At 67.4% G+C, this 26,743-nt stretch carries 37 protein-coding genes; 15 read left to right on the top strand and 22 right to left on the bottom strand.

Translation table 11 applies throughout. From position 1 onward, the window contains the following. Positions 1–44: 44 nt before the first annotated feature. Positions 45–998: an arginase family protein gene (locus tag ACUXVX_RS05435; protein WP_446310710.1), complete on the top strand. Its 954-nt coding sequence runs from the start codon at positions 45–47 to the stop codon at positions 996–998. Here the strand turns inward: ACUXVX_RS05435 and ACUXVX_RS05430 are convergent. The 8 genes from ACUXVX_RS05430 to ACUXVX_RS05395 form a co-directional block, all read right to left on the bottom strand. Further along, on the bottom strand, positions 995–1,795 hold the full coding sequence (locus ACUXVX_RS05430; RefSeq protein ID WP_446310709.1) for an endonuclease/exonuclease/phosphatase family protein: 801 nt from the start codon (positions 1,793–1,795) through the stop codon (positions 995–997). The two genes, ACUXVX_RS05435 and ACUXVX_RS05430, sit on opposite strands and share 4 nt — an antisense overlap. Further along, the gene (gene rnc / locus ACUXVX_RS05425) at positions 1,795–2,475 is read right to left on the bottom strand and encodes a ribonuclease III (protein WP_446310708.1); all 681 of its coding nucleotides are present in this window, start codon (positions 2,473–2,475) and stop codon (positions 1,795–1,797) included. The genes ACUXVX_RS05430 and rnc overlap by 1 nt, the downstream gene beginning before the upstream one ends. Next, positions 2,472–3,194: a signal peptidase I gene (gene lepB, locus ACUXVX_RS05420; protein WP_446310707.1), complete on the bottom strand. Its 723-nt coding sequence runs from the start codon at positions 3,192–3,194 to the stop codon at positions 2,472–2,474. Before lepB (ACUXVX_RS05420) ends, rnc begins: the two co-directional genes overlap by 4 nt. 4 nt (positions 3,195–3,198) lie before the next feature. Beyond that, the gene (lepB, locus tag ACUXVX_RS05415; RefSeq protein ID WP_446310706.1) at positions 3,199–3,993 is read right to left on the bottom strand and encodes a signal peptidase I; all 795 of its coding nucleotides are present in this window, start codon (positions 3,991–3,993) and stop codon (positions 3,199–3,201) included. A gap of 197 nt (positions 3,994–4,190) precedes the next feature. Continuing rightward, positions 4,191–4,601: a holo-ACP synthase gene (gene acpS, locus ACUXVX_RS05410; RefSeq protein ID WP_222495596.1), complete on the bottom strand. Its 411-nt coding sequence runs from the start codon at positions 4,599–4,601 to the stop codon at positions 4,191–4,193. Positions 4,602–4,608: 7 nt separating this feature from the next. After that, positions 4,609–5,064 carry a hypothetical protein gene (locus tag ACUXVX_RS05405; RefSeq protein ID WP_446310705.1) on the bottom strand — a complete coding sequence of 152 codons (456 nt, stop codon included), beginning with the start codon at positions 5,062–5,064 and terminating at the stop codon, positions 4,609–4,611. Continuing rightward, entirely contained in the window at positions 5,061–5,483 is a 423-nt protein-coding gene (locus ACUXVX_RS05400; RefSeq protein ID WP_222470516.1) for an ABZJ_00895 family protein, read from the bottom strand. The genes ACUXVX_RS05405 and ACUXVX_RS05400 overlap by 4 nt, the downstream gene beginning before the upstream one ends. A 40-nt stretch (positions 5,484–5,523) precedes the next feature. Continuing rightward, a complete protein-coding gene (locus ACUXVX_RS05395) occupies positions 5,524–5,658 on the bottom strand; it encodes a hypothetical protein (protein WP_446310704.1) in 135 nt (44 codons plus the stop codon). A 90-nt stretch (positions 5,659–5,748) separates the two neighbouring features. Between ACUXVX_RS05395 and ACUXVX_RS05390 the strand changes: the two genes are divergently transcribed. Next, positions 5,749–6,648: a LysR substrate-binding domain-containing protein gene (locus ACUXVX_RS05390; RefSeq protein ID WP_446310703.1), complete on the top strand. Its 900-nt coding sequence runs from the start codon at positions 5,749–5,751 to the stop codon at positions 6,646–6,648. Between the two features lie 64 nt (positions 6,649–6,712). Here the strand turns inward: ACUXVX_RS05390 and ACUXVX_RS05385 are convergent, their stop codons facing one another. The 5 genes from ACUXVX_RS05385 to folK form a co-directional block, all read right to left on the bottom strand. Continuing rightward, positions 6,713–7,456, bottom strand: a complete 744-nt coding sequence (locus tag ACUXVX_RS05385; protein ID WP_446310702.1) for a pyridoxine 5'-phosphate synthase — start codon at positions 7,454–7,456, stop codon at positions 6,713–6,715. Positions 7,457–7,730: 274 nt separating this feature from the next. After that, positions 7,731–8,360: a DUF2062 domain-containing protein gene (locus ACUXVX_RS05380; protein WP_315898526.1), complete on the bottom strand. Its 630-nt coding sequence runs from the start codon at positions 8,358–8,360 to the stop codon at positions 7,731–7,733. Positions 8,361–8,445: 85 nt separating this feature from the next. Beyond that, a complete protein-coding gene (locus tag ACUXVX_RS05375; RefSeq protein ID WP_446310701.1) occupies positions 8,446–10,563 on the bottom strand; it encodes a RelA/SpoT family protein in 2,118 nt (705 codons plus the stop codon). 22 nt (positions 10,564–10,585) lie between these two features. After that, positions 10,586–10,939: a DNA-directed RNA polymerase subunit omega gene (gene rpoZ / locus ACUXVX_RS05370; RefSeq protein ID WP_222470521.1), complete on the bottom strand. Its 354-nt coding sequence runs from the start codon at positions 10,937–10,939 to the stop codon at positions 10,586–10,588. A 103-nt stretch (positions 10,940–11,042) separates the two neighbouring features. Then, positions 11,043–11,606: a 2-amino-4-hydroxy-6-hydroxymethyldihydropteridine diphosphokinase gene (gene folK / locus ACUXVX_RS05365; RefSeq protein ID WP_446310700.1), complete on the bottom strand. Its 564-nt coding sequence runs from the start codon at positions 11,604–11,606 to the stop codon at positions 11,043–11,045. A 137-nt stretch (positions 11,607–11,743) separates the two neighbouring features. Here folK and ACUXVX_RS05360 point away from each other — a divergent pair, with 137 nt between their 5' ends. Then, positions 11,744–12,322, top strand: coding sequence for a LabA-like NYN domain-containing protein (locus tag ACUXVX_RS05360; RefSeq protein ID WP_222470523.1), 579 nt, complete (start codon positions 11,744–11,746; stop codon positions 12,320–12,322). Between the two features lie 66 nt (positions 12,323–12,388). Here the strand turns inward: ACUXVX_RS05360 and ACUXVX_RS05355 are convergent, their stop codons facing one another. After that, a complete protein-coding gene (locus tag ACUXVX_RS05355) occupies positions 12,389–12,862 on the bottom strand; it encodes a c-type cytochrome (RefSeq protein ID WP_446310699.1) in 474 nt (157 codons plus the stop codon). 129 nt (positions 12,863–12,991) lie between these two features. On the opposite strand from ACUXVX_RS05355, the gene ispH reads away from it, so the two are divergent. From ispH to rnhA, 10 genes are all read left to right on the top strand, one after another. Next, positions 12,992–13,942 carry a 4-hydroxy-3-methylbut-2-enyl diphosphate reductase gene (gene ispH, locus ACUXVX_RS05350; protein WP_446310698.1) on the top strand — a complete coding sequence of 317 codons (951 nt, stop codon included), beginning with the start codon at positions 12,992–12,994 and terminating at the stop codon, positions 13,940–13,942. Between the two features lie 79 nt (positions 13,943–14,021). Continuing rightward, complete coding sequence (locus ACUXVX_RS05345; protein ID WP_446310697.1) at positions 14,022–14,522, top strand: hypothetical protein; 501 nt, start codon at positions 14,022–14,024, stop codon at positions 14,520–14,522. A 43-nt stretch (positions 14,523–14,565) separates the two neighbouring features. After that, complete coding sequence (locus tag ACUXVX_RS05340; RefSeq protein WP_446310696.1) at positions 14,566–15,078, top strand: hypothetical protein; 513 nt, start codon at positions 14,566–14,568, stop codon at positions 15,076–15,078. Positions 15,079–15,082: 4 nt separating this feature from the next. Continuing rightward, the gene (locus ACUXVX_RS05335; protein WP_222470528.1) at positions 15,083–15,688 is read left to right on the top strand and encodes a LysE family translocator; all 606 of its coding nucleotides are present in this window, start codon (positions 15,083–15,085) and stop codon (positions 15,686–15,688) included. Further along, positions 15,685–16,299: a class I SAM-dependent methyltransferase gene (locus tag ACUXVX_RS05330; RefSeq protein WP_446310695.1), complete on the top strand. Its 615-nt coding sequence runs from the start codon at positions 15,685–15,687 to the stop codon at positions 16,297–16,299. The genes ACUXVX_RS05335 and ACUXVX_RS05330 overlap by 4 nt, the downstream gene beginning before the upstream one ends. Positions 16,300–16,308: 9 nt before the next feature. Next, positions 16,309–17,007: a lysophospholipid acyltransferase family protein gene (locus ACUXVX_RS05325; RefSeq protein ID WP_446310694.1), complete on the top strand. Its 699-nt coding sequence runs from the start codon at positions 16,309–16,311 to the stop codon at positions 17,005–17,007. After that, entirely contained in the window at positions 17,004–17,954 is a 951-nt protein-coding gene (locus tag ACUXVX_RS05320; RefSeq protein ID WP_446310693.1) for a phosphatidate cytidylyltransferase, read from the top strand. The genes ACUXVX_RS05325 and ACUXVX_RS05320 overlap by 4 nt, the downstream gene beginning before the upstream one ends. Beyond that, positions 17,954–18,322 (top strand): hypothetical protein, encoded by a 369-nt coding sequence (locus ACUXVX_RS05315; RefSeq protein WP_446310692.1) that lies wholly within the window; start codon positions 17,954–17,956, stop codon positions 18,320–18,322. The genes ACUXVX_RS05320 and ACUXVX_RS05315 overlap by 1 nt, the downstream gene beginning before the upstream one ends. After that, the gene (locus ACUXVX_RS05310) at positions 18,315–18,962 is read left to right on the top strand and encodes a CDP-alcohol phosphatidyltransferase family protein (protein WP_446310691.1); all 648 of its coding nucleotides are present in this window, start codon (positions 18,315–18,317) and stop codon (positions 18,960–18,962) included. Before ACUXVX_RS05315 ends, ACUXVX_RS05310 begins: the two co-directional genes overlap by 8 nt. Positions 18,963–18,967: 5 nt before the next feature. Continuing rightward, positions 18,968–19,417, top strand: coding sequence for a ribonuclease HI (gene rnhA, locus ACUXVX_RS05305; protein ID WP_446310690.1), 450 nt, complete (start codon positions 18,968–18,970; stop codon positions 19,415–19,417). 312 nt (positions 19,418–19,729) lie between these two features. Here the strand turns inward: rnhA and ACUXVX_RS05300 are convergent, their stop codons facing one another. From ACUXVX_RS05300 to def (ACUXVX_RS05280), 5 genes are read right to left on the bottom strand one after another with little or no spacing between them, the layout of a single operon-like run. Further along, a complete protein-coding gene (locus ACUXVX_RS05300; RefSeq protein ID WP_446310689.1) occupies positions 19,730–19,966 on the bottom strand; it encodes a hypothetical protein in 237 nt (78 codons plus the stop codon). Further along, a complete protein-coding gene (fmt, locus tag ACUXVX_RS05295) occupies positions 19,966–20,868 on the bottom strand; it encodes a methionyl-tRNA formyltransferase (protein ID WP_446310688.1) in 903 nt (300 codons plus the stop codon). Before fmt ends, ACUXVX_RS05300 begins: the two co-directional genes overlap by 1 nt. Before the next feature lie 42 nt (positions 20,869–20,910). After that, a complete protein-coding gene (def, locus tag ACUXVX_RS05290) occupies positions 20,911–21,405 on the bottom strand; it encodes a peptide deformylase (protein ID WP_446310687.1) in 495 nt (164 codons plus the stop codon). Next, entirely contained in the window at positions 21,402–21,863 is a 462-nt protein-coding gene (locus ACUXVX_RS05285) for a peptide deformylase (RefSeq protein ID WP_446310686.1), read from the bottom strand. Before ACUXVX_RS05285 ends, def (ACUXVX_RS05290) begins: the two co-directional genes overlap by 4 nt. Beyond that, positions 21,860–22,381: a peptide deformylase gene (gene def / locus ACUXVX_RS05280; RefSeq protein WP_446310685.1), complete on the bottom strand. Its 522-nt coding sequence runs from the start codon at positions 22,379–22,381 to the stop codon at positions 21,860–21,862. Before def (ACUXVX_RS05280) ends, ACUXVX_RS05285 begins: the two co-directional genes overlap by 4 nt. 93 nt (positions 22,382–22,474) lie before the next feature. On the opposite strand from def (ACUXVX_RS05280), the gene ACUXVX_RS05275 reads away from it, so the two are divergent. Continuing rightward, positions 22,475–23,644 (top strand): MalY/PatB family protein, encoded by a 1,170-nt coding sequence (locus ACUXVX_RS05275; protein WP_446310684.1) that lies wholly within the window; start codon positions 22,475–22,477, stop codon positions 23,642–23,644. Positions 23,645–23,647: 3 nt separating this feature from the next. Here the strand turns inward: ACUXVX_RS05275 and ACUXVX_RS05270 are convergent, their stop codons facing one another. Continuing rightward, complete coding sequence (locus tag ACUXVX_RS05270; RefSeq protein ID WP_222470540.1) at positions 23,648–23,998, bottom strand: hypothetical protein; 351 nt, start codon at positions 23,996–23,998, stop codon at positions 23,648–23,650. A 215-nt stretch (positions 23,999–24,213) separates the two neighbouring features. Between ACUXVX_RS05270 and ACUXVX_RS05265 the strand changes: the two genes are divergently transcribed. Continuing rightward, complete coding sequence (locus ACUXVX_RS05265) at positions 24,214–25,203, top strand: glutathione S-transferase family protein (protein WP_446310683.1); 990 nt, start codon at positions 24,214–24,216, stop codon at positions 25,201–25,203. A 28-nt stretch (positions 25,204–25,231) separates the two neighbouring features. Here ACUXVX_RS05265 and ACUXVX_RS05260 read toward each other — a convergent pair whose 3' ends face one another. After that, positions 25,232–25,621, bottom strand: a complete 390-nt coding sequence (locus tag ACUXVX_RS05260; protein WP_446310682.1) for a hypothetical protein — start codon at positions 25,619–25,621, stop codon at positions 25,232–25,234. 63 nt (positions 25,622–25,684) lie between these two features. Next, complete coding sequence (locus ACUXVX_RS05255) at positions 25,685–26,716, bottom strand: NAD(P)/FAD-dependent oxidoreductase (protein ID WP_446310681.1); 1,032 nt, start codon at positions 26,714–26,716, stop codon at positions 25,685–25,687. Positions 26,717–26,743: the final 27 nt, after the last annotated feature.

Genomic DNA, 26,743 nt, shown 5'->3' with positions numbered 1-26,743 from the left:
GACCCGCCGCAGGGTTGCGCAAAGCCTCAGACGGAGCCCTCCCCATGCCGCAATCGCCCGATCTTGGCGCCCTCTTCGGCGCGCCGGACACCAAAACCTTTCTGGGCCTCGCACCCTGCCCCGATTTCAGCCCGCAAGGGGCCTCGGCGGCGCTGTTCGGGGCGCCCTGCGCCACGCCCTACGGCTCGGTCGGGGCCTATTGCCAAGGCGCGCCTGCGGCGCTGCGGCGGGCCTCGGGGCAGCTTGCGGCGAACATCGACCGGATGAACTTTGACCTCGGCGGCCCGACCTTTCCGTCCGGCACGGGGGCGGCGGTGGATTGCGGCGATCTGGATTGGAGCGAGAGCGACTTTGCCGCCAACCGCGACGCGATCCGCGCCGCGACGGGCAAGGTGCTGGCGACGGGGGCGGTGCCGGTGGTGCTGGGGGGCGACGATTCGATTCCGATCCCGATGCTGGAGGCTTTGGAAGCGTTGGGGCAGCCGGTGACCGTGCTGCAGATCGATGCCCATATCGACTGGCGGCAGGAGCATATGGGTGAGCGGATGGGCCTCTCTTCCACCATGCGGCGGGCCTCAGAGATGGCCCATGTGGAGCGGATCATTCAGGTGGGGGCGCGGGGCGTGGGCTCAGGGCACCCGGACGACCTTGCTGATGCGCTGGACTGGGGCGCGCAGATCATCCCGGCGCGGCAGTTCCATGCCGAAGGCGTGGCGGCGGCGCTGGCGGGCATTCCCGAAGGGGCGGCGGTGGTGATCTGCCTCGATGCCGATGCGCTGGACCCGTCGATCGTGCCGGGTGTCATCGGGCGCTCGCCCGGGGGCCTCAGCTACTACCAGGTGCTGGACCTCGTGGAGGGCGTGGCCGCGCGGGGGCGGATCGTGGCAATGGACCTCGTGGAATACGTGCCGGAGATGGATGTGGACGGGCTGGGGGCGCTCACCCTGTCACGGTTGCTCACCGCCTGCCTCGGGGTGATCGCGCGGGCCGAGGGTTAGGGCAGCGTCAGCAGCAGCGGGCAGTGGTCGGAGACCTCGGGGTGGTGGAGCACGTCGAAGCTGGTGAAGGCGAGGGTTTCGCTGACCATCATGTAATCGGCGTAGCGCCCGGGCTTGGGGTAGAGGCTGTTGCGGGTGCCGGGGTGGCCGCCCTCGGTGACCAGCTCGCGGGGGGCGAGGCGGGAGAGGATGCGCAGTGTCTCGCTGCCGGGCAGAACGTTGAAATCGCCGCAGATAATCGCCTCGTCGCCGGGCTGGCGGATGCTCTCGACAAGCCCGGCCAGCCGCTCGGCCTGGGCGGCGCGGGCGGGCGTATCGGCCTTGCCGGCCTCGGGGTCGCGCAGCCCGTGCATATGGGCGATGACGACGGCGCCCTCTGGCCGCCAGAGGCGCAGGGCGTGACCGGTGCGCGAGCGGGGGTGGGGGCCGAAGCCCTCGGCGCCGAACTCTCCGTGGACGAAGCCCTGCGCCTGATGGGTGACGGGCAGGCCCCGGCGGGTGCAGGTGGCGAGGCCCCAGTGCGACCAGACTTGAGTTTGCTCGTGCCAGAGCGGGCCACGGGCGGCGGGGCAAAAGGTGATGTCGTGCCCCGGCAGGGCCTCGGCCAGATCGGCCAGCATATCGGCCCGCTGGGGCAGGTTGCGGCCATCATCGCGGTAGTCTAGCCAGGGCGCAGGGGTGTTTGGAACGTGGACAACCTCTTGAATACAAAGGACATCCGGATCGTTCTGCGCGAGCCAGTCTGCGAGCTCGGCGTGCATGCGCCCGCCCCAGGCGTTGAGGCAGGTGAGGCGCATCAGCCGTCCAGCCGGGTCAGCAGCGCCCGGGCGGCCTCATGCTCGGCCAGCTTCTTGCGTCGGGCCTTGCCGACGGCTTCCTTGCCGTTGGCCAGCACGGCGGCCATGTGGAAGATGAACTCGTGGCCATCCCCCTCCTGCTTGCGCAGCTCGTAGCTGGGCGGCGGCAACCCGCGCGCCTGCGCCCACTCCTGCAGAGCCGTCTTGGCATCTTTCGCATCCGCCTCGACCGATTTGACCCGGCCAAGCCAGTGCTTGCGGATCACCGCGCGAGCGGCATCGAAACCGGCATCGCGGTAGACAGCGGCGATCACCGCCTCCATCGCATCGCCCAGCAAGGCCTCCTTGCGGCGCCCGCCCGATTGCATCTCGGAGCGACCGAGCTTGAGCACATCGCCCAGCGCGATCTCACGGGCGACCTCGGCGCAGGTCTCCTTGTTGACCAACACGTGAAACCGGGGCGAAAGCTGGCCCTCGGGTGCGTGCGGGTCTGCCTCCATCAGCGCCTCGGCGATCACGAGGCCGAGCACGCGGTCGCCCAGAAACTCCAAGCGCTGGTTGTTCTCCTGCCCCGTGGTGGTGAAGGAGGGATGGGTGAGCGCCCGGATCAGCAGCGCCGGATCGGTGAACCCGTGGCCGAGCCGGGCGGCGAAAGCCTGAACATCTGCCGAGAGCTTCATTCGATCACTTTCCCGTATCTATCACCGCGCCAGTTACGAAAATCATAAAACCACGACCCGGCGGCTGAAAAGATCACCCTGTCGGCATGGCCGCGGACGCTTTCGAGTGGGACGAAACCGAGGCCGCCCTGCGGCTGGGGCACGCGGCTGTCGAGGCTGTTGTCGCGGTTGTCGCCCATCACGAACATATGGCCGGGCGGCACGGTGACCTCGGGCGTGGTATCCATCGGGCCGCCATCGGAGAGGTTGAGGACGTGGTGGCTGCGGCCGGAGGGGAAGGTCTCTCGCAGCAGGGATTTTAGGCAGATCGCCCCCTCGCCCACCGGCTCATTGGCGCAGCGCGGGCGGTTGCGGCGCGGGCCCTGCCCTTCCATGACCTCCTCGAAATCACCCACAGGCTCCTGCGCCAGCGGCACGCCGTTGAGCACCGGCACGCCGCCCTGCATGGCGATGGTATCGCCCTCCAGCGCGATGACCCGTTTGACGAAATCGGCACCGGTGACGGTGTGTCGGAACACCACCACATCGCCGCGCTCGACGCGGCGCGGCAGGCGCTCGTTCACGAAGAAATAATCGCCCACAAGCAGGGTGGGCTTCATCGAGCCGGCGGGGATGTAGAAGGGCGCCCAGATCAACCGGAGGGCCAGCGCGAAGGCGGGGAGGCCCAGCACGATGGCAACGCCTACCCCAATGAAAAGCCAGTAGAAAACCCGGCGCACCGGATCAGTCGACCTTGTGGAAGAAGCGGTCGCTGCGCCATGTCCAGAAGTAGAAAAGCGAGCGCCCGGCGGAGGAGAACATCACCCGGTCGACGCGGCCGATGAGGTTTTCGTAGGGCACGTAGCCGACGCCGCCGATCTGCTGCGACACGCGGCTGTCCTGGCTGTTGTCGCGGTTGTCGCCCATGAAGAAATAGTGGCCTTCGGGGACGTTATAGACGTTGGTTTCATCCTGATGGCGGTTCGGGAAGTAGTTTACGTCCAGTGTGCCGTAGCTCTTGCCGTTCAGGTCAGTCTCGATCAGGCGCTGCTTCTCGCAGGTGCCGCCCTGCCCCACCGGTGCGTTGGAGCAGGCGGGCTCGGTACCCTGGCTGCCCTGGGGCTCTTTGATCTCGGTGAAGAGGCCGCCGTCTTCCTGTTTGTAGGCGGTGCCGTTGACGGTGAGCTGGCCATTGGTGACCTGAATTCGGTCGCCGGGCATACCCACCAGACGCTTGACGAAATCGGCCCCGGTGACGGGATGGCGGAACACCACCACATCGCCGCGCTCGGGCTCGCTGCCCCAGATCCGGCCCGAGACCGGGCAGGCGGAGAAGGGGCAGGAATGGCGGGAATAGCCATAGGCCATTTTGTTCACGAAGAGGAAATCGCCGATCAGCAGCGTGTCTTTCATCGAGCCGGTGGGAATCCAGAACGGCTGGAAGAACAGGGTGCGGAAGACGCCGGCGATGATCAGGGCCCAGAAGATGGTCTTGATCGTTTCCATAAAGCTCTCGCCGGCTTTGGATTTTTCGGCCATGCGGCTCCCTCGCCTGTCTCTGCGCTCGGCAGCTACATGGCGGGCGCGCAGGGGGGAGTCAAGGCGGGCTGACGGCACCGTGCATTGGGGTTAACTGCAGGGTTAACCGTTGCCACAGGGCCATGCACAACTGATGCACATCCGATGCACATTCCATGCGCATGTCGGATGACATAGCCACGCGGCGTTAACGGCGCTTACCCCTCCGCGCGGCGCGGCAGGGCCTCGATCACCACGAAGGCCTGCGCCCAGGGGTGATCGTCGGTCAGGGTGACGTGGATCACCGCCTCGTGGTCCGGCGGGGTCATCGACGCCAGCCGCTCGGCGGCCCAGCCGGTGACCTCCATCACCGGCTGACCGGTGTGCAGGTTGCGCACCGACATGTCCTTCCAGGCGATGCCCATGCGCAGGCCGGTGCCCAGCGCCTTGGAGCAGGCCTCCTTGGCGGCCCAGCGCTTGGCGTAGGTGCCCGGCGTGTCGGCGCGGCGCTCGGCCTTGGCCTGCTCGACCGGGGTGAAGACGCGATTGCGGAAGCGGTCACCGAAGCGCTCCAGCGTGGCGGCGATGCGTTCGATGTTGGCGAGATCGGTGCCGATGCCCAGAATCATCGGCGGATCACTCGTTGCCGAGCTGCTGGCTGACGGTGATCGCGCCGGTGGACTGGTTGAGGGTGATCGTCAGCAGGGTGGAATTGACGAAATTCTTCTCGGGCAGCCAAATCATGGCGGGCAGGGTGAAGGTGAGGCCGAGGGCCGGGTCGTAGCCTGCTTCGAGCTGGTCAAAATCCATCCCCGCCCAACCGGACTGGTTCTCACGGGAGAGCACCTTGCACTGGCGGCCGCCGACCTCGTCGTAGGGCGGCGAGAGGATCATCAGGTGATAGGGCGCGGCGGCGGGTTCGATGGTGTCGAGCAGCACGAGGCGCACGTCGCCATTGGCGAAGCTGCGGGTGCTGGCCTCCCACGGCTCGGGAATGTTGCGGGCATCGGTGCGGTAGTCGCCGCAGTCGGAGACCTCCTGCGCTGCGGCGGGGAGCGTGAGGGCCAGAAGGGCGAGCGCGGCGCGGATCATTTGCGGGACTCCAGCGCCTTCAGCTGGCTTCTGGCGCCCATGCCGAGGAAGATGCGGTTGACCAGAAGGACCACGACCAGAAGGACGAGGAAGACCACCCCCACGATGGTGAGCACCTCGGGGTCGGTCAGCTCGGGCGTGAAGAGCAGCACGCCGCCGAGGATGACGGCGTTGATGACTGCCACCACGAGGGTCATCCGAAAGGCGGCAGACCAGGCCTCGTCATTGAGGAGCGGCTCGCGGGTTTCACGCGCGAAGGCCTGCCCTTCGAGCAGCGCCGCCAGCATCGGCGGCAGGGCGGTGGAGAGGCCGGTGGGCAGGCGCACCCCGGCGAAGCTGGCGAGCACCCATGTGAGCAGGGCGAGGCCGAGCGCCGTGGCGATGTATATGCCCGCGTAGCGCAACAAGCTGATCCGCATAGCTTTCCTCTCCGGCCAACTGCGTTTGGTGAGGCGCAGACTAGCGGGCGGGGCGCGGCAGGGGAAGGTCGGCCAGCTCGCGCGGGGTCATCCGGCGGAGGGCCGGGTGGGCGAGCGGGTCTGACGGGTTGAGCGTGGGGTGCAGTGTGAAGAGAGCGCGGATGAGGCGGAACATGGGGTGGCTCCTTTTAGCTATGATGAAATTAACCCCGCGCAGGCCTCCTGCATATTGCGCCTGATCTGCATATGTATTTAGGTTTGCTATATGGCCGACCTGAACGACATTCCGCTCAATGCGCTGCGCGCCGCCGAGGCGGTGGCGCGGCTGGGCTCGCTCTCACGGGCGGGAGCGGAGCTTGGAGTTTCCCCCGGTGCGGTGAGCCAGCAGGTGGCGCGGGCGGAGGCGGCGCTGGGGCGCGGGCTGTTCGAGCGGCGGCCGGGCGGGATGGTGCCGCTGGAGGGGACGGAGGAGGTGTTTGCCAACCTGCGCGAGGGCTTCGCCCGGCTGAGCCGCGCCGCCGAGGCCGCGCGGCGGGACCGGTCGCATGTGCTGACGGTCTCGGTTGCACCGATCTTTGCCGCGCGGTTCCTGATCTGGCGGCTGAGCGACTTCACCCGCGCGCATCCGGACATTCAGGTGCGGATCGACTCGACGCCCGGGCTGATCGACTTTGCCGCCTCCGATATCGACCTTGCGGTGCGGATCGGGCCGGGCGGCTACAGCGGCGTAAGCTGCGAGCGGCTCTTCGGCCAGCGGATCGTACCTGTGTGCTCGGCGGACCTGGCGGCGCGGGTTGCGGGGCCGGAGGATTTTGCGCGCCTGCCGATCATCCGCGACACCAGCGCGATGTTCGGCTGGGAGGCGTGGCTCGGGCCGGAAGGCGCGGAGGTGACGCTGGGGGGCGGGCCGGAGTTTTCGGAAGCCTCGCTGTGCTTTGACGCGGCGATGGCGGGGCAAGGGGTGTTCTTGGCCTTCGAGGTGCTGGCGCATGACCCGCTGGCGCGCGCGCAGGTGGTGGCACCGGTGCCGCGCTGGCATGACACCGAGCACGCCTATTGGCTGCTCCATGCGGAGGGGCGGAGCCTTTCAAACCCCGCGCGGCTGTTCCGGCGGTGGTTGAAGGGGGCGGTGAAGGCCGAGGGGCTGGGGGGCGCCGACGGGTGAGAATGGCGGGTGAAAATTCTTTGCGAAGAATTTTCGGGCCGGAAAAATTTTCGTTAAAATTTTTCTAGCTACGGGCCTCGTCCATCAGGCGGCGCATTTCGTGGATCGCCGGGGTGAGGCCGCGGAAGATGGCTTCGCCGATGATGAAGTGGCCGATGTTCAGCTCGCGTACTTCGGGGAAGGCGGCGATAGGCTGGACGGTGTCGTAGGTGAGGCCGTGGCCGGCGTGGACCTCGAGCCCGAGGGAGTGGGCGAAGGTGGACATCTCGCGCAGGCGCTCCAGCTCGGCGTCGCGCTCGTCGGAGCGACCTTCGGCGTGGGCGTCGCAATAGGCGCCGGTGTGCAGCTCGACGACCGCCGCGCCGATACGGTGGGCGGCCTCGATCTGGCGTTGGTCGGCGGCGATGAAGATCGACACGCGGCAGCCAGCCTCGGCCAGCGGGGCGATGAAATGGGCCATCTTGTTCTCTTCGCGCGCGACCTCGAGCCCGCCCTCGGTTGTGCGCTCCTCGCGCTTTTCGGGAACGATGCAGACGGCGTGGGGCTTGTGGCGCAGGGCGATGGCCTGCATCTCGGCGGTGGCGGCCATCTCGAAGTTGAGCGGCACGGTGAGCGCCTCCATCAGCGCCTCGATGTCGGCGTCGGAGATGTGGCGGCGGTCTTCGCGCAGGTGGGCGGTGATGCCATCGGCGCCCGCCTCCTCGGCCAGCTTGGCGGCGCGGAGCGGGTCGGGATAGGCCGAGCCGCGCGCGTTGCGGACGGTGGCGACGTGGTCGATGTTGACGCCGAGGCGGAGTTGGTCGGTCATTAGCGGGCCCTCTGTTGCGGCGGACCTTAGGGCGGGTTTGGCCGGGTTGGAAGGGCGGTTGGGGAGTGACCCTGCCCGATGCGCGCCGTAGGCGCCGGGCAGCGCCGTCCCGCCCCCCGGGGCGGCGCTTGGGTGAGGCAAACTCTCCCCTTAGAGGTCAGATGACCACTGCACTATAAAGTGCGCTGAACTTCCGTTGCATGCGCCACCCCGCGGGACGGCGCTGCACGGCTCGCGTTGGGAGCACGTTTCTCCTCAGAGCCAGCGCGGCAAGTTACTCGCCCGCGACCTCGCTTTCCTGCTTTTTCCGCTTGGCGGCGATCTCCTGAAGCTTGGCTTTCAGCTGGCCTTTGCGGCGCTGCTGGTAGGCGGTGAGGATCGGCACGGAGACGTAGTAGCAGATGGTGGCGGCGATCACGCCGGGGATCAGGCCGCCGACGAGATAGGGCAGGAAGACATCGTCGAAGAACCCGGCCAGCTTGCCCCAATGGGCGTGGTCGGGGGTGAAGATCGACAGGAAGTTGTGCCAGAGGTCCGACATCGCGCCGGAGAACGCCTTCATCAACCCGTGGCTGTCATCGGGGTTGGGGCCGCGCCCGAAAACGGGGCGGGTGCCGAGCATACCGTGGCCGAGGCGCAGCGAGAGCGCGGCGATGATCGGGAAGGTGATGGGGTTGCCGAAGAAGGTGCCGAGGATGGCGGCGAGGATGTTGCCGCGCATCACCTTGGCGACGAGGAAGGCGGTGAGGAAGTGCAGCCCGTAGAACGGTGTGAAGCTGACGAAGACCCCCGCCCAGATGCCGCGGGCGATGCGGTTGGGTGAGTCGGGCAGCCGCCGCAGCCGGTGGCGGACGTATTGCGCCGCCCGATACCAACCGCCGCGCGGGTAGAAGAACTCGAGCACGATCCGTGCCCAGCTTCGTCTGTCCCTGCGCCTGAAAACCAAGCCTCTTCCCCTGCTCTGCGGCCCCTCTCCGGGGGCCGCTGGTTCATGGTTTGCGGTCCGTGTTCTTCACCCGGGCGATCTCGGCCACGTCGCTGTCGGCCTCGAGCGCGGTCTGGACCATGTGCAGATGCTCCACATCGCGCAAGTCCACATCTATCAAGAGACGATAAAAATCCTGTTTCCGGTCGATGAAGTGCAGATCCGAGATATTGGCCTTCTGCTCGCCGATCAGGGTGCAGATGCGACCGAGCACGCCCGCGTCGTTGGAGATGGTGATCTCGACGGTCACGGTGTTGACCGCGCCGTGCTGGCCGGAGTGCCAGTGCAGATCGACCCAGCGATCGGGCTCGTCCTCGAACTCGACCAGAACCGGACAGTCGATGGCGTGGACCATCACGCCCTTGCCGCGATAGGTGATGCCGACGATCCGCTCGCCGGGCACCGGCTGGCAGCATTGGGCGCGGGTCGAGATCTGCCCCTCGGGCAGGCCGACGACCGAGCGGGCCTCGTCGACCACATCGCCGCGATGGGCTTCGGCAAGGTCGGGGTAGAGCGCGCTCACCACGTCGCGCGCGGTCAGCTCCGCCGAGCCGAGGCGGGCAAGAAGCTCTTCATGCGCCGGAAGGCCAAGGGTGCGTGCGGCGGTGGTCAGGGCCTTTTCGGTTGCGCGCTTGCCGACATGTTCGAAGGCCACGCGGGCCAGCTCGCGGCCCAGCTTGATGAAGCGCTCGCGGTCTTCCTCGCGCAGGCTGCGGCGGATGGCCGACTTCGCGCGACCGGTCACAACGATATCGAGCCATGTGGGCTGGGGGCGCTGACCCTCGGCGGTGATGATCTCGACCTGCTGGCCGTTCTTCAGCCGGGTCCAGAGCGGCACGCGCAGACCGTCGATCTTGGCGCCGACGCAGCTGTCGCCGATGCGGGTGTGGATGCCGTAGGCATAGTCGATCGGCGTGGCGCCGCGGGGCAGCTTGATGACCTCGCCCTTGGGGGTGAAGCAGAAGACCTGATCCTGATACATCTCGAGCTTCACATGCTCGAGAAACTCGTCGTGGTCCTCTTCGTCGAGCCGCTCGGTGAGCGCCCGGATCCAGTGAGCGGGGTCGACGGCGAAGGGGTTCTCGGCGCGTACGCCGTCACGGTAGCTCCAGTGCGCGGCCACCCCGGCCTCGGCGACCTCGTGCATCTGGCGGGTGCGGATCTGCACCTCGACCTGCTTGCCGTCGCGCCCGGCCACGGTGGTGTGGATCGAGCGGTAGCCGTTGTTCTTGGGGTTGGAGATATAGTCCTTGAACCGCCCCGGCACCGCCGACCAGCGGGAGTGGATGGCGCCGAGCACGCGGTAGCAATCCTCTTCGGAGCCGACGATCACGCGGAAGCCGTAGATATCGGCCAGGCGGGAGAAGCTCTTTTGCTTTTCCTGCATCTTGCGCCAGACGGAGAACGGCTTTTTGGCGCGGCCATAGACCTCGCCCTTGATGCTGGATTTCTTCAGCACCTTCTGGATGTCGCGGGTGATGCTGTCGATCACGTCGCCGCTCTCGCGCTGGAGCAGGATGAAGCGGCGGATGATGGAGTTGCGGGCCTCGGGGTTGAGCACCTTGAAAGACAGGTCCTCAAGCTCCTCGCGCATCCACTGCATACCCATGCGGCCGGCGAGGGGCGCGAAGATATCCATCGTTTCGCGGGCCTTCTGGGCCTGCTTCTCGGGGCGCTGGAACTTGATGGTGCGCATGTTGTGCAGACGGTCGGCCAGCTTGACCAGCAACACGCGGGGGTCGCGGCTGACGGCCATGATCAGCTTGCGGAAGTTCTCGGCCTGCTTGGTCTCGGAGGACGAAAGCTGGAGGTTGGTCAGCTTGGTGACGCCATCGACCAGCTCGGCCACCTCGCGCCCGAAGCGCTCGGAGACATCGGTATAGCTGGCCTTGGTATCCTCCACCGTGTCGTGCAGCAGGGCGGTGATGACGGTGTCATCATCGAGTTGCTGGCGGGCCAGAAGCTCGGCCACGGCGACGGGGTGGGTAAAGTAGGGCTCGCCGGACTGGCGAAGCTGCCCCTCGTGCATATGCTCGCCGAAGGCAAAGGCCTGGGCGATCCGCTTGGCATTGCAGTTGGGGTTGTAGGAAGAAACGAGGGCGACGAGACCGTCGGAGTCCATGCCTGCCGCCCTTTGCTCGCGTTTACTTCTGTTCCTGGGCTTCCATCAGGGCGCGGAGGAGCTTTTCTTCGGACATGTCGTCATCTGCCGGCTTGTCCTGCTCGGCGCCCATCAGCAGGGCCATTGCATCATCTTCGGGCTCGTCGACCTCGATCTGGGTCTGGTAGCTCTCGATCATGCGCTCGCGCAGATCCTCGGCCTGCTGGGTCTCCTCGGCGATCTCGCGGAGGGAGACGACCGGGTTCTTGTCATTGTCGCGGTCGACGGTGAGCGCCCCGCCCGAGGCGATCTCGCGGGCCCGGTGCGCGGCGAGCATGACAAGCTCGAAGCGGTTGGGGACTTTATCGACGCAATCTTCAACGGTGACGCGGGCCATGGATGTCTCCTGCAGGGAGGGTTGGGCGGTGAAGGCCGCTATGTAACGGGGGGTGGGCAGGTTGGCAAGGGGTCCGGCCCCGGTTTTGCTGGCCCTTGCGGCACTATGACAGGGGTTTGACCGCTGCACGCTCCGATGCGGGCAGGGCGGCGGCCATTTGGGCTACGGTGAGGCCGGTGACGGGATGCGCCCAATCGGGGGCCACCTCGGCCAGCGGGACGAGCACGAAGGCGCGCTCGGCCAGCCGGGGATGGGGCAGGATCAGCTCGCCCGGCGTCTCCCGCGCCGCGCTGACGGGCGAAAGACGGGCCCAGCGGCGCCATGTGGGGCGGTCGGGCCGGACGGCATCGCCCCAACCGATCAGGTCCAGATCCAGCGTGCGCGGGCCCCAGCGCTCGGCCCGCGCACGGCCAAAGGCGGCCTCGACCTCATGGAGACGGGCCAGAACCGCTTCGGGCGAGAGTGTGGTTTCGGCCACAATCGCCGCGTTCACAAAGTCAGGCCCGGCGCCTTTTGGGTACGCAGGGGTCTCAAAGAGGCGGCTTTTTGCCAAGATGGTTAACGAATCGGTGTTTACGGCGGAAATCGCCGACAAGACCGTTACATTTGAGGAACCGGCTTGTGACACCGCGTTTGACCCGACGGCAATGAGTGCTTTTGTAACCATGATATGACGTTTGGAGGGTTGCGACCCAACTTTTTTACACTATTTTCCGCCACGCTCTCGGGGCAAGACCACTCACTCCCTACCGACCACCACCACCGCGCGGGGAGCTCCGGAGCCATATACAGAAAGGGTATTTGATGTTCTACCGTGATGAGCGCCTCGCTCTGTTCATTGACGGATCGAATTTATACGCGGCCGCAAAGGCCTTGGGCTTCGATATCGACTACAAGCTGCTCCGTCAGGAGTTCATGCGCCGGGGCAAGCTGCTGCGGGCCTTCTACTACACTGCGCTGCTGGAGAACGACGAGTACTCGCCGATCCGCCCGCTGGTGGACTGGCTGCACTACAACGGCTTCTCGATGGTCACCAAGCCCGCGAAGGAATACGTCGACAGCCAGGGCCGCCGGAAGGTGAAGGGCAACATGGACATCGAGCTGACGGTCGATGCGATGGAGCTGGCCCCGCATGTGGACCATGTCGTGCTGTTCTCCGGCGATGGCGACTTCCGCCCGTTGGTGGAGAGCCTGCAACGGCAGGGCGTGCGGGTTTCGGTGGTTTCGACCATTCGCTCGCAACCTCCGATGATTGCCGATGAGCTGCGCCGTCAGGCCGACAACTTCATCGAGCTGGACGAGTTGAAGGAAGTGATCGGCCGCCCGCCGCGTGAGCCGCGCCCCGAGCCTGCGGGCGCAGAGGAGCTTTCGGCCCGCGATTGATCGGGGCGGTGGGCGGATGGCCCACCCTACGGAATGTGAAGGGCCCGCCGGGAATGGCGGGCCTTTTCAGTTTCGGGTGGCCTCGTATTGGGCGTTCATGCCGTTGTGCGCCTCGATGATCTCGGCGGGCCATGTGCTTTTGATGAAGGCGAGGGTGGCGAGGATCTCGGCGTCAGTCAGCACCCCCTCGAAGGCGCCCATGTTGCTCTGGTAGCCCTGCCCCACCACGGCCTCGGTGCCATATTTGGTGATGGCGAAGAGCATGGCATCGGGGTGGTGCCATGTGTGGCCGGTCTCGTCATGGGGCGGGGCGGGCATGAGGCCGTCTTCGTCGCGCTCGCGCCAGTTGGCCACCTGCCCTTGCAGCGCGGCGCCGTGGCAGGCGGCGCAGTTCTCGGCGTAGAGCGTCTCTCCCAGCGCGAGGGCGTCCGGGTCTTCGTAGGGCAGCAGGCCGGCGGCGGTTTCGGCCTGGCCGGGCCATGCCAGCCAGAGGCCGGTGGCGGCGGCTGCGGCAGCAAGGGCGATGAGCGGGGTCTTCATGGCGGGGGTCTCCTCTTTGACGGGTGGTCTGCCAGCTTCCAGCAGGGGGAAGGCAAGCCCCCTTGTGCTCACGCCTGCGTCAACGCCCCGCGCTTTACGCGGGCGGCCTGAGGCACTACCTCTCAGGCCATGAGTAAGCCTCCCCTCACCCTCCTCCTCGCCGCCCCGCGCGGGTTTTGCGCCGGTGTCGACCGGGCGATCAAGATCGTCGAGATGGCGCTGGAGAAATGGGGTGCGCCGGTATTCGTGCGGCACGAGATCGTGCACAACAAATACGTGGTGGACGGGCTGCGCGAGAAGGGCGCGGTGTTCGTGGAGGAGCTGGAGGAATGCCCGGACGACCGGCCGGTGATCTTTTCGGCCCACGGGGTGCCCAAGGCGGTGCCCGCCGAGGCGGCCAAGCGCGAGATGGTCTATGTGGATGCCACATGCCCGCTCGTCAGCAAAGTGCATATCGAGGCCGAGCGGCACGCGGAGAACGGGCTGCAGATGGTGATGATCGGCCATGCCGGCCACCCCGAGACCGTGGGCACGATGGGGCAATTGCCCGAGGGCGAGGTGCTGCTGGTCGAGGTGCCGGAGGATGTGGCGGGGCTGGAGGTGCGCGACCCGGAGAAGCTTGCCTTTGTGACCCAGACGACGCTTTCGGTCGATGACACCGCCGAGATCGTGGCGGCGTTGAAGGCGCGGTTTCCGGCCATCGTGGGGCCGCACAAGGAAGACATCTGCTATGCCACCACCAACCGGCAGGAGGCGGTGAAGGCGATTGCCCCGCGCGTGGATGCGCTGCTGGTGGTGGGGGCGCCGAATTCGTCGAACTCCAAGCGGCTGGTCGAGGTCGCCTCGCGCGCGGGCTGCTCATATGCGCAGCTGGTGCAGCGGGCGGCGGATATCGACTGGCGGGCGCTGGGGCAGATCGGCACCGTGGGCGTGACTGCGGGGGCGAGCGCGCCGGAGGTGCTGATCGAAGAGGTGATCGATGCCTTCCGCGACCGCTACGACGTGACGGTGGAGCTGGTCGAGACCGCGCAGGAGCGGGTCGAGTTCAAGGTGCCACGGGTGCTGCGCGAGCCGGCCTGAGGCAGAAATTCGGCACGCGCCGAATCCCAGCGCGAATTTTCATGTGACAGCGCCGGATTGTGCCGCCAATCTGCGCCGCATGAGACATGTCACGCTCTTGCTGGCCTTTTGCGCCACCGCGGCCTGCGTATCGGCCGAGCCTGAGGGGCCGCAGGGCGCCGTGTTTGCCACCTACGGCTATGACAACGGCAGCCTGCCCCCACCCTACCGCGAGGAATTTCGCGCCGCGTTCAGCCATGAGGGGCAGGTGCGGCTGACGGCCTGTCGGGGATATGGCGAGGAGGGCTGCGTGAGCCTTGAGACGGAGATGCGGCCCGGCGCGGCAGAGCGGATTGCGGCGGCGGCACGTGCCTCGGGGCTGGCGGAGAAGCCTGCCCAGAAGGACCCGGAGCCGCCCATCGGCGGCGGGCTGGCATGGGGCGAGGTGGTGCTGGGCGGTGCGACCTACGATGCCATCGCCCTGCCCGCCCCGGAAGATGCCGCGCGGGTCGAGGCGTTGCTGGCCGTGCTCGATGCCGAATTGCCCGACGATGCCCGCAAGGCAGTGAACGCCGCGGCCGACAAGAAGGCCGGGCAGTAGGGAATTTTCTTTTCAGACACAGCGGGCTGAGGCAGGGTTAAGCATGGCCCTCTCTCGTGCTCTCCTGCTCTGCCTGCTGATGCTCGCGCCTGCCGCCGCGCGGGCCGAGTCGCCCGCCATGGTGGCGAGCTATTTCCACGAGACCGGACCGACCGGCACCCCGGGCTTCCGGGGCTTTTATGTTGAGTTCTTCGTCGATGGCTCGGCCATGCTGGTCGCCTGCCGGGGCGCGGCGGAGGACGAGGACTGCGTGACCCGCATGGGCCGGACCGACTCGGCCAAGCTGGATGCGATCGAGGCCGCCGTGGCTCTGGCCGGGTTTGACCAGCGCCCGCCACGCGCCCTCCCGCCCCCCGATAGTTACGGCGAGGCGCGGGCCGGCTGGGTTTGGGGCGTGAATGCGGAGGGCGTGACCCTGCCACCCTTCGTCAGCCCGGCGGATGCCGCCCGGATGAAACCCGTTTACGATGCCATCCGCGCTGCCGTGCCGATCCGGGAGTATCGCCGGGTGAACCGCGATGCCGACCGGCTGGCGGAGAAGAAGAAAAGGAACTGACCGCATGAGTATTGCCTTTCTCGTCACCACCTTTCTGGTGTGCCTCGCGCCGGGGATCGGCGTGGTTTACACGCTGTCGATGACGCTGGGCGGCGGCTGGCGGGCGGGCGGCCTTGCGGTGGTGGGCTGCACGCTGGCGACGGTGGTGCACCTTGCCGCCGCGATGGCCGGGCTGGCGGCGGTGCTGCACACCTCGGCGCTGCTGTTTCAGGCGATAAAATGGGCGGGCGTGGCCTACCTGCTCTGGATGGCTTGGGGCACGCTGCGGGGCAAAGGCACGCTGGACGTGAAGGCCGAAACGCCCGGCGCGGCGCTCAGGATCGTGCGGCGGGGGATCACGCTGAACATCCTGAACCCGAAGATTCCGATCTTCTTCGTGGCGTTCCTGCCGCAGTTCATCACCCCCGGCGCGGATGCCACGGCGCAGCTCGTGGGCCTTGGCCTTGCCTTCGTGGCGATGACCTTTGCCGTCTTCGCCGGCTATGCGCTGCTGGCGGGCACGATGCGGGCGCGGGTGCTGGCGAGCGAGCGGGCGATGGCATGGCTGCGGCGGGCCTTTGCGGCCAGCTTCGCCGCGCTCGGCCTGCGGCTCGCCTTTGAGCGGGCATGAGGCCGGAAGACACCCTCGCCGTCTATGACGCGCGGGTGGAGGATTACGTGGTGATGAGTGCCGCGGTGAAGGAACGGCGCGATTTGCAGGCCTTCATGGCGCATCTGCCCGCAGGCGCGCGGGTGCTGGACCTTGGCTGCGGCCCCGGTGCCTCTGCCGCCGTGATGGCAGAACAGGGCTTTGTGGTGGAAGCGGTGGACGGCTCGGCGGAGATGGTCGCGCGGGCAGGCGCGATCCCGGGTGTGGCGGCGCGGCAGGCGCTGTTCGAGGAGGTGGAGGGCGAGGCCTGCTATGCGGGCGTCTGGGCCAATTTCTCACTGCTGCACGCGCCGCGCGAGGCCTTCCCCGGCCATCTGGCGCGGCTGCACCGGGCGCTGGTGCCGGGCGGCTGGCTGCATTTGGGGATGAAGCTGGGCGAGGGCGAGGGGCCGGACAGTATCGGGCGGTTCTACACCTATTACAGCGAGGCGGAGCTGGAGGGGCTGCTGGTGGCGGCTGGGTTTGCCGTGAATGCCAAGCGAGTGTCACGCGGCAAGGGGCTTTCGGGCGATAGCTCGGAGTTCATCGTGCTGCTGTCACAGGCCATTCCCGAAGGCGGGGCAAAGGGTTAACCTCGCCGCATGATGCGCCTCAAGACAGCCGCCCGCGCCTTTGCCGCCAAGACCATGGGCCATGCGATCGTGTTCTTCGCGTGGCTTGTGACCGCCGTGCGCGGCATCTGGGAGGGCAGCGAGCCGGTGCCTGTGCAGCGGGTCTATTTTGCCAACCACACCTCGAACGGGGATTTCGTGCTGATCTGGACGGCCCTGCCCTCGCGCCTGCGCCGCCGCACGCGGGCGGTAGCCGCCGCCGACTACTGGCTGACCAATGGCTGGCGGAGCTTCATCGGGCGCGATGTGTTCAACACCGTGCTGATCTATCGCGGCGAAGAGGGCCGCGACGTGGACCCGATGGAGAAGATCCTAGAGGCGGTGGACGGCGGCGACAGCCTGATCATCTTTCCCGAAGGCAAGCGCAACATGGACCCGGAGGTGCCGCTGCTGCCGCTGAAATCGGGGATCTACAACATCTCGGCCAAGCGGCCGGAGGTGGAGATGGTGCCGGTCTGGATCGAGAACCTGAACCGGGTGCTGCCCAAGGGCAAGCTGGTGCCGGTGCCGCTGCTCTGCACGGTCACCTTCGGGCGGCCGATGGCGGTACGGGCGGGGGAGACGCGCGAAGACTTTCTGGACCGCGCGGGGGAGGCACTGCTTGCGCTGCGCCCGCAGAGCGGGCCGCAGGCGACGGCGGGGCAGGCCCCCGGTGAGGTGCAGGGATGAGCGCGGCGGCGGTGGACCTGATCAAGCTGCTCTTCGGCGTGCTCGGGGTGCTGGTGCTGGCCACGGCGGTGGGCCGGGTGCTGCGCGAGCACATCGCGCCCGACCGCTCCAACCCAGGCATCGAGAACCTGAACGCCCGGATCGACGCATGGTGGGGCATGGCAGCCCTGCTCGGCCTCGCCTTTCTGGCCGGAAAGACCGGGGTGATCGTGCTCTTCGGCTTCATCTCCTTTGCCGCGCTGCGCGAGGTCCTGACCCTCACCACCAAGCGCGAGGCCGACCACTGGGCGCTGTTCGGCGCCTTCTTCGTGGTGCTGCCGGTGCAGTTCTGGCTGGTCTGGGACGAGTGGTATGGCTTCTACTCGATCTTCGTGCCGGTCTACGCCTTCTTGCTGCTGCCGGTGGTTTCGGTGCTTTCGGGCGACACGCGGGATGCCTTTGTGCGGATCGCCGAAACGCAATGGGCGCTGATGATCTGCGTTTACTGCGTGAGCCATGTGCCGGCGCTGCTGACGCTCAGGATCGAGGGCTACGAGGGTCGCGAGGTGCTGCTGATCGCATGGCTGGTGATCGTGGTGCAGATCTCGGACGTGCTGCAATACACTTGGGGCAAGCTGCTGGGGCGGACCAAGGTGGCGCCCACCGTATCGCCCTCGAAGACATGGGAAGGGCTGGTGGGCGGCGTGATCTCGGCCTCGCTGATTGGCACGGCGCTCTACTGGATCACCCCGTTCAGCCCGTGGCAGGCGCTGGGGATGGCGCTGGCGGTCACGGCGATGGGGTTCTTCGGCGGGCTGGTCCTTTCGGCCATCAAGCGGGACCGGGGGGTGAAGGACTGGGGGCACCTGATCGCCGGGCATGGCGGGTTCATCGACCGGATGGATTCGGTGGTGTTTGCGGCGCCGATCTTCTTTCACCTCACGCGCTACTTCTGGTCGGCAGTCTGATGGGGCTGGCGGAGTCGTCTGTGGCCCATGGCGCGGCGGGAGCGGCGCTGATGGGCGGCTGGGCGTTTTACGCCAACAGCGGCCATGCGATGCCCGCGCCGCTCTGGGCGGCGCTGGTGCAGGGGGCGATGACGGCGGGGATCACGGTGGTTTTGAAGCGGGTGCAGGAGGCGCTGGTGCCCCGGCTGCCGGGGACGCTTGGGTTGGTGGGGCCGCCGGTGGTGTGCGGGGCGATCTCGTTTTGCCTGCTCTACACGATCCATTCGCTCGCGGACACGCCGGAGGTGCTGGCCACGCTGGCGGTGCCGGTGAGCGTGGCGACGCTCTACGCCTGCGCCTACACGCGGCGGCTCTGGTCCCGTGGCTGAACGGCGGCCGATCAAGGCGCGGGGGGCGGGCTGGGCGCAGGCGGCGGCGCGGTGGCTGGCGGCCTCGCGGGTGACGCCGAACCAGATTTCGGCGTCTTCCATGGTATTCGCGGCGGCGGCCTTCGGGTGTTTCTGGCTCACACGCCCCGCCGGACCCGGCGTGGCGGCGGCGCTGCTCATCGGCGCCGCGCTTTTCTGCCAATTGCGGCTGGTGGCCAACCTGCTGGACGGGATGGTGGCGCTGGAGGGCGGAAAGGGCAGCCCGAGTGGGCCGTTCTGGAACGAGGCACCCGACCGGGTGGCAGATGTGCTGATCCTCGCCGGGCTGGGGCTGGCCGCCGGGCCGCTCTGGCTGGGCTGCCTTGCGGGGGCGCTGGCAGTGGGCACGGCCTATCTCCGAGAGCTGGGCCGGGCCGAAGGGCTGGCAGCCGACTTCTGCGGGCCGATGGCCAAGCCGCAGCGGATGGCAGCGGTGACGCTGGGCTGCGTGGCGGGGGCGGTGGAGGCGGCGCTTTGGGGGTCGACGGTGGCGCTGCGGGTGACGCTCTGGGCGGTGGCCCTTGGCACCGCGCTCACCGTAATCCGCCGGTCGGTGCGACTGGTTCGGGGCTTGTCTCTGCCGCGCGGGGCGGGCAAGTAGCGCCCATGCCAGACCTTTATGCCTATACCGACGGAGCCTGCTCCGGAAATCCCGGCCCCGGTGGCTGGGGCGTGCTGCTTCAGGCGAAGGAGGGCGAGGCGGTCGTGAAGGAACGCGAGCTGATGGGCGGCGAGGCGGCGACCACCAACAACCGGATGGAGCTGATGGCGGCGATCTCGGCGCTGGAATCGCTCAACCGCGACACCGAGATCACCGTGGTCACCGACTCGGCCTATGTGAAGAACGGCGTCACTGGCTGGATCCACGGATGGAAGCGCAATGGCTGGAAGACCGCCTCGAAGAAGCCGGTGAAGAACGTGGAGCTCTGGCAGCGGCTGGATGCGGCGAATGCACGGCACCGGGTGACGTGGAAATGGGTCAAGGGCCATGCCGGGCACCCCGAGAACGAGCGGGCCGACGAGCTGGCGCGGGCAGGGATGAAGCCGTTCAAGTAGGCGCGCTTGGCTAGGCGCTGGGGGTTTCACACCCCCAGACCCGTAGCATTGCTGGGGGTTTCACACCCCCAGACCCCCGTGGAGATATTTCTGCCAAGATGAAGGGCGGGCGTTAGCGGGAAATTAACCTTAACGCGAGATTGTCGAGGGGCGGTACAGGCTGGAGAGCCGATGACCACCCAAGGTGAAGCCCCGCCCGCCTCTCGCTGGATGGCGCGCGGGTGGGGTGGACCTGGACCCTGTCTTCATCTTGGCGGCAAATACTCACCAAAACAAAGTCGTGCGCCGCAAGGCGCGCAATTTGGCAGCGGGCTATTTCTTGCGGACGATGAAGTAGAGCGCGGCGGCGGCGGCAGCGATGACGGCGAGAATGAGGGCGTATTTCACCAGCCCGAGGATCAGCGGCAGTATGCGCAGCCCGATCCAGCAGAGGGCGACGACGCCTGCGCCCAGCACGGCGGCGATCTCGTCATCGAAACGGCGGTCGGCGCCGCGGTTGATGGCGAAGCCTGCGGCGGCGCCGGCGATGAGGAGAAAGACGAAGACCATCAGGTCCCGAGCCTGCCCGGAAGCGTGAGGCCGCGCAAGAGTTCTGCCGCCTGCATCGGGCGTTTGCCGGGGCGCTGGGCCTGGGTGATCTCGACGGCACCGCTGCCGCAGGCGATGGTGAGGCCGGTACGCACCTCTCCCGGCGTGCCGCTGCCGGGCGCGGTGCGGGAGCGGAGGAGTTTGAGGCGTTCGCCTGCCACCTCCGTCCATGCGCCGGGGAAGGGGGAGAGGCCGCGGATGTGGCGGTCGACCTCTTCGGCCGGGCGGGACCAGTCGACCCGCGCCTCGGCCTTGTCGATCTTCTCGGCATAGGTGACGCCAGTCTCGGGCTGGGGCATGGGCTCCAGCGCCCCTGCCCGCTCGGCGGCGGTAGTGATGAGGCGCGCGCCCATCTCGGAGAGGCGGTCGTGCAGGTCGCCGGTGGTTTCCTCGGCGCCGATGGCGATGCTTTCGCGCAGCAGGACGGGGCCGGTATCGAGCCCGGCCTCCATCTGCATGATGCAGACGCCCGTCTCGGCATCGCCCGCCATCACCGCGCGGTGGATCGGGGCTGCGCCGCGCCAGCGGGGCAGCAGCGAGGCGTGGATGTTCATGCAGCCGAAGCGGGGGGCATCCAGCACCGGCTGGGGCAGGATGAGGCCGTAGGCGACGACCACGGCAAGGTCGGCCTCAAGCGCGGCGAAGGCCTCTTGCTCCTCGGCGCCTTTCAGCCGCGCGGGGTGGCGGACCGGCAAGCCGAGGGCCTCGGCGCGGGCCTGCACCGGGGAGGGCCGATCCTTTTTGCCGCGCCCGGCGGGGCGGGGCGGCTGGGTGTAGACGCAGGCGATCTCATGGCCCGCCGCGTGCAGCGCCTCCAGCGCGGGGACGGAGAAATCGGGGGTTCCCATGAAGATGATGCGCATCGCGGCCTCCTGCCGTGGGGCGGGACGTATCCCGCCGGTCTGTCAGCCCTTCTTGGCCGCCTTCTTCAACAGCATCTGCCGTTTCATCCGGCTGAGATTGTCGAAGAACATGCGGCCATTCAGGTGGTCGATCTGGTGCTGTACGGAGGTGGCCCAGAGATCCTCGAACTTCTTCTCGACCCGTGCGCCGCTCTCGTCGGTGTAGGCGACGGCGACGCGGGAGGGGCGGGTGATCTTGGCGGAGGCGCCTGGGAGGTTGGGGCTGGCCTCCTCCCAGGTGAAGCTCTGCTCGCCGAGCATGGTGATCTCGGGGTCGGCCAGCCGCACGACCTGCCCGCGGGACTTGGAGCAATCGACCACGGCGAGGCGGAGCATCACCCCGATCTGGGGCGCGGCGAGGCCGTAGCCGGGCATCGCCTCCATCGTGTCGACCATGTCATCCCAGATGGCGCGGATCTCGTCGGTGATCTCGCCCACGGGCGCGGCGGCGGTTTGCAGGCGCTTGTCGGGCCATGGGATGAAGGGGCGCGGGCTCATGCAGGCGCCTCCTCCAGCCCGTCGATGATGAGCTTGCCATCGAGATGGTCGGCCTCGTGCTGGGCGATGGTGGCCTCGGCGCCCTCAAGCTCGACGCTTTGTGCGGCGCCGGTCTCATCGGTGTAGTCGAGGCGGATGCGGGCGGGGCGGGTGACCTTTACGGGGCGTTCCGGGATGGAGAGGCAGCCCTCTTCGACCGTGCTGGTCTCATCGCCCAGTGGTGTCACGACCGGGTCGATGCAGATGCGGGGCGTGGGTGTGCCGGACTTCCAGCCGGCGTCCATCACGAAGATCCGGCGGAGCGCGCCGACCTGCGGGCCGGCGAGGCCGCGACCGGGGGCGGCATACATGGTTTCGAGCATGTCTGCGGGAAGCGTGCCCATATCCTCGCCCGCGACCGTTGTGCAGCGGGCCTTCAGCCGCGCATCGGGCCAGAGGACGATGGGCAGGATGCTCAAGCGCGGGCCTTCTCGCGCTTCAGCTTCTGCATCTTGCGGGTGATCATCTGGCGCTTCATCGGGCCGAGATAGTCGATGAAGAGCTTGCCGTTCAGGTGATCGATCTCGTGCTGGACGCAGGTGGCCCAGAGGCCGGAGAACTGCTCTTCGACCGTCGCGCCATCGAGCCCCTGCCAGCGCACCTTGACCTCGGCGGGGCGGGTGACATCGGCGTATTGCTCGGGGATCGAGAGGCAGCCCTCTTCGTAGGTGCTGGTCTCGTCCGAGGTCCAGACGACCTCGGGGTTGATCAGCACCATCGGGCGCGGGGCTTCGTCATCGTCTTTCACGCAGTCCATCACCAGCAGGCGGCTCATCTCGCCGATCTGGGGCGCGGCCAGGCCGATGCCGGGGGCCTCGTACATGGTTTCGAGCATGTCGTCGGCCAGCCGGTGCAGCTCGCGGTCGAACGCGGACACCGGGTCGGCGGGCTTTTTGAGCCGGGGGTCGGGGTGGATGAGGATGTCTCTGAGCGCCATGGGGAGGGATTTAGGGCAGAGCCGGGCGGGGCGCAACTGGGGTTGCAGCCGGAGCGGGTGGCGCTAGGGTCTGCGCAAAGAAGGAGCCACCCCATGAGTTTTGACGAGATCATCGACCGCCGCGGCACCCATTCGGTGAAATGGGACATGATGGAGAAGATCTATGGCGTGCCCGCCGAGGGCGGTTTGCCAATGTGGGTGGCCGACATGGACTTTCGCCCCCCTGCCTGCGTGCAGGGCGCGGTGGAGAAGATGGCGGCGCATGGGGTCTATGGCTACTACGGCGACGACAGCGGCTACACCGATGCGATCCGCTGGTGGATGGCCGAGCGCCACGGCTGGCAGGTGGAGGCGGGGTCGATCTTTACCACCCATGGGCTGGTGAATGGCACGGCGCTTTGCGTGGATGCCTTCACCGCGCCGGGCGACGGGGTGGTGCTGATGACGCCGGTTTACCATGCCTTTGCGCGGGTCATCAAAGCGGCGGGCCGCGAGGTGGTGGAATGCGCGCTGGCGCTGAAGGACGGCCGCTACGAGATGGACTTCGACGCCTGGGACGCGCAGATGACCGGCAGCGAGACCATGCTAGTGCTCTGCTCGCCGCACAATCCGGGCGGGCGGGTTTGGTCCCGCGCCGAGCTGGAGGGTGTGGCCGCCTTTGCCAAGCGGCATGATCTGGTGCTGGTCTCCGACGAGATCCACCATGACCTGCTGATGCCGGGACAGCCCCATGTGCCGATGGCGCTGATCGAAGGCATCGAGGACCGGCTGGTGATGATGACGGCGACCACCAAGACCTTCAACATCGCGGGCTCGCACACCGGCAACGTGATCATCGCCGACGAGGCGCTGCGGGCGAAGTTCGCGCAGCGGATGGCGGCGATGGGGCTCTCGCCCAACTCTTTCGGGCTGTTCATGGCGGAGGCGGCCTATTCCCCCGAAGGCGCGGCATGGGTCGATGAGCTCTGCGCCTATCTCGACGGCAACCGGAAGGTCTTTGACGAGGGGATCAACGCGATCCCAGGGCTTGCTTCGATGCCGCTGGAAGCGACCTATCTGAGCTGGGTGGATTTTGCCGGGACCGGGATGGCGAAGGCGGAGTTTGCCGGGCGGGTGGAAAAGACCGCGAAGATCGCGGTGAACCACGGTGAGACCTTCGGCAAGGGCGGCGAGAGCTTCTTGCGGTTCAACATTGCCACGCCGCGGGCGCGGGTGGTGGAGGCCGTGGAGCGGATGCAGGCGGCCTTCGGCGATTTGCAGTAAGCGTCAGCTGCTGGGCAGGTAACCCACGGGCGCGTCGCTGGCGCGCTCGAAATCCAGCGGCGCCTTGTCGCTCGCGGCGGTGGAGCGCTTGAACTCGAAAATCCGCTCGCCCTCTTCCTCGCGGCTGTTCACGATCAGGCACTGGTAGAGGTGGCGCTCGCCTTCGAAGAGGTCGACCAGACCGCGCAGGTTGGGCGCGGGGTCGGCGGCGAGGGCAAAGCCCTTGGACCAGAACCGCAGCACCGGGTAACTCTCGTCGCCGTCGCGCACCTTCAGGCGGCTTTTGCGGCGCTCCGCATCGCGGCGCGCGGCCTCCAGCCCTTCGCGGACCGATTGTGGCAGGAAATCAGACATTTGGCAGCTCCACTCCTGTTGCCGGAGCATTGTGACCGAATCGGGTTCCGTCAAGGTTAACCTTTGACAGGTCATGTGCTGCCGTATCCGTGCAACTCCGGTGCAACGGCTTTCGTTCCGCGCGGAAATGCACAGAAGCCCCTTCTGGCGCGCCAGTATCTTGCACCGCGCACATCCCCTATATTCCGCCGTGACTTGAGACACAGGAGAGCGACATGGGCCGTTTGGTAGAGGGCGTCTGGAAGGACGAATGGTACGATACGAAGGAGAGCGGCGGGAAGTTCGTGCGCTCGACCTCGGGCTTTCGCAACTGGGTTACCGCCGATGGGTCCGCCGGGCCGAGCGGTGAAGGCGGGTTCGAGGCGGAGAGCGGGCGATATCACCTGTTCGTTTCGCTGGCCTGCCCCTGGGCGCATCGCACACTGATCTTTCGGGCCCTGAAGGGGCTGGAGGAGCATATCGCCGTTTCGGTGGTGCACCCTGACATGCTGGAGAACGGCTGGGAGTTCCGGCAGGACTTTGCGGGCACCACGGGCGACCGGCTCTTTGGCAAGGATTACCTGTGGCAGGTCTATACTCATGTGGACCCGAAGATGAGCGGGCGCGTCACGGTGCCGGTGCTCTATGACACCAAGCGCGACACCATCGTGAGCAACGAGAGCGCGGAGATCATCCGTATGCTCAACAGCGCCTTCGACGGGATCACCGGCAACAGCGATGATTATTGGCCCGAGCACCTGCGCGGCGAGATCGAAGAGGTGAACGCCCGGATTTACGACACGGTGAACAACGGGGTCTACAAGGCCGGGTTCGCCACCAGCCAGGAGGCCTATGACGCCGCGGTGCACCCGCTGTTCGAGAGCCTCGACTGGCTGGAAGACCGGCTGTCGCGCCAGCGCTATCTCGTGGGCGGGCAGATCACCGAGGCCGACTGGAGGCTCTTTACCACGCTGGTGCGGTTTGACGAGGTGTATCACACCCACTTCAAGTGCAACCGAAACTTCCTGCGGGAGATGCCGAACCTCTGGGCCTACAGCCGCGAGCTTTACCAGCAGCCCGGCGTGGCGGCGACCTGCGTGCCTGCGCATTACGTGCGGCACTACCACTACAGCCACGACATGGTGAACCCGAACCGGATCATCCCGCTGAACCCGGTGCTGGACTGGATTGAGCCGCACGGGCGGGATGCGTTGCAGGCGGCGTGACGGCAGCTGCCGGACCGGCGCGGTGGGCTCAGAAGCCCTCTGCGCCGGGGCGCGGGTAGTAGCGGAAATACTCGGTCATCTGCCAGCGGATCAGCCGGTTGGCGTCGATCACCTCGTAGGGGACCCCTGCGCGGGCGGCGACGGTGCGGACCTGAAACTCGTAGGCATCTTCGCGGCCATCGGTGTCGATCATCACGACCTTGGGGGCGAGGCCTGTCTGGCTGGCGGCGAAGAGGGCCTGATGGACGCTGTCGATGGAGCTGCGCTTGTCGAGGCCGAGTTCGATGACCTCGGTCTCGGTGCGGCAATCGACGCGGACGTAATGCAGATCGTAGCCGACGTTGTAGGGCACACGCGCTTCGGTTTCGCCGAAGGCGAACATGGAACAGTAGATCAGGGCGAGTGCGGTTTCGGACATCGGGCCTCCTGCGGGGGAGGCTAGCTGGCCGTTAACCTTTTGTTAACGAATTTCTCGCGCGCGCTACAGGCTGTCTTCGACCCGGAAGCCCTGCGGGATGCTGTCGCGGTCGTCGAGCACAAGGTCAGCCATGACGCGGGCTACGCCGGGGGCCATGCCGAAGCCGATCTTGAAGCCGCCATTGGCGATGTAGTGCCCGTCGCGGCCCGGCCATGCCCCCAGCATCGGCGCGCGGGAGCGGGCGCGGGGGCGCAGGCCGGCCCATCGTTTGACCACCGGCGCGCCATGCAGGAGGGGCACGAGGTTGGCGGCCTTTTCGATCAGGGCGTCGAGCTGGGCGTCTGTCTCCAGCCCGTCGAACTCTCGCTCGGAGGTGGAGCCGATGGCGACGGTGCCATCGGCGTGGGGCACCACGTGGAGGCCGTCAGCGAAGAGCTGGGCGGCCTCGGGGGCGGAGAAGTGCAGCAGCGCGGCCTGGCCCTTGATTGGCGCACCGACGGTCTTGCCCAGATCGGCGGAAAGGGCGGCGAGGCCCTCGGCCCCGGTGGCCCAGACCACCCTGCCCTGCGCCTCGGCCTCGCCTGTCAGCACCTCGCCGCCCGCCGCCGTGATCGCGGCGGCGAGCGCGGCGCAGGCGCGCGCGGGGTGGAGCCGGGCGGTGAGGGTATCATGCACCCAGAGGCCGGTTTCGGAGAGCGGGGCGAAGGCAGGAGCGTGATCGACCACCTGCCACGAAGCACGGCCCTGCCAGAGCTCGGCAGCTCCGGCCTCACGCGCGCGGGCCAGCGCCTCTCCGCCCGGCACCACGGGCTGCACCCGCCCGGTGCGGGCGTAGCCGGGATCGACCCCGCCCGTGGTTTTGACCGCGGCCCAGAACGCCTCTGCCGCCAGAAGGCTCTCGAGCTGAAAGGCCTTCTTGGGGTTCCAGTTTTCGGGCACATGGGGGGCCAACGCGCCAACGACCCCGCCGGAGGAGCCTGCGCCCACGCCACGCGTGTCGATCACCCGCACCTTGGCGCCGCGGCGGAGGCACTCCCACGCCACCGAGAGGCCAAAGACCCCTGCCCCGCGCACTGTGATGTCTGCCATGGACATTCCCTCGCCCCACCGCCATTTTCCGCC

The sequence above is a fragment of the Vannielia sp. SX4 genome (assembly GCF_052828525.1).
The sequence above is the reverse complement of the archived record's forward strand: the minus strand, read 5'-3'. Positions and strand labels throughout refer to the sequence as shown.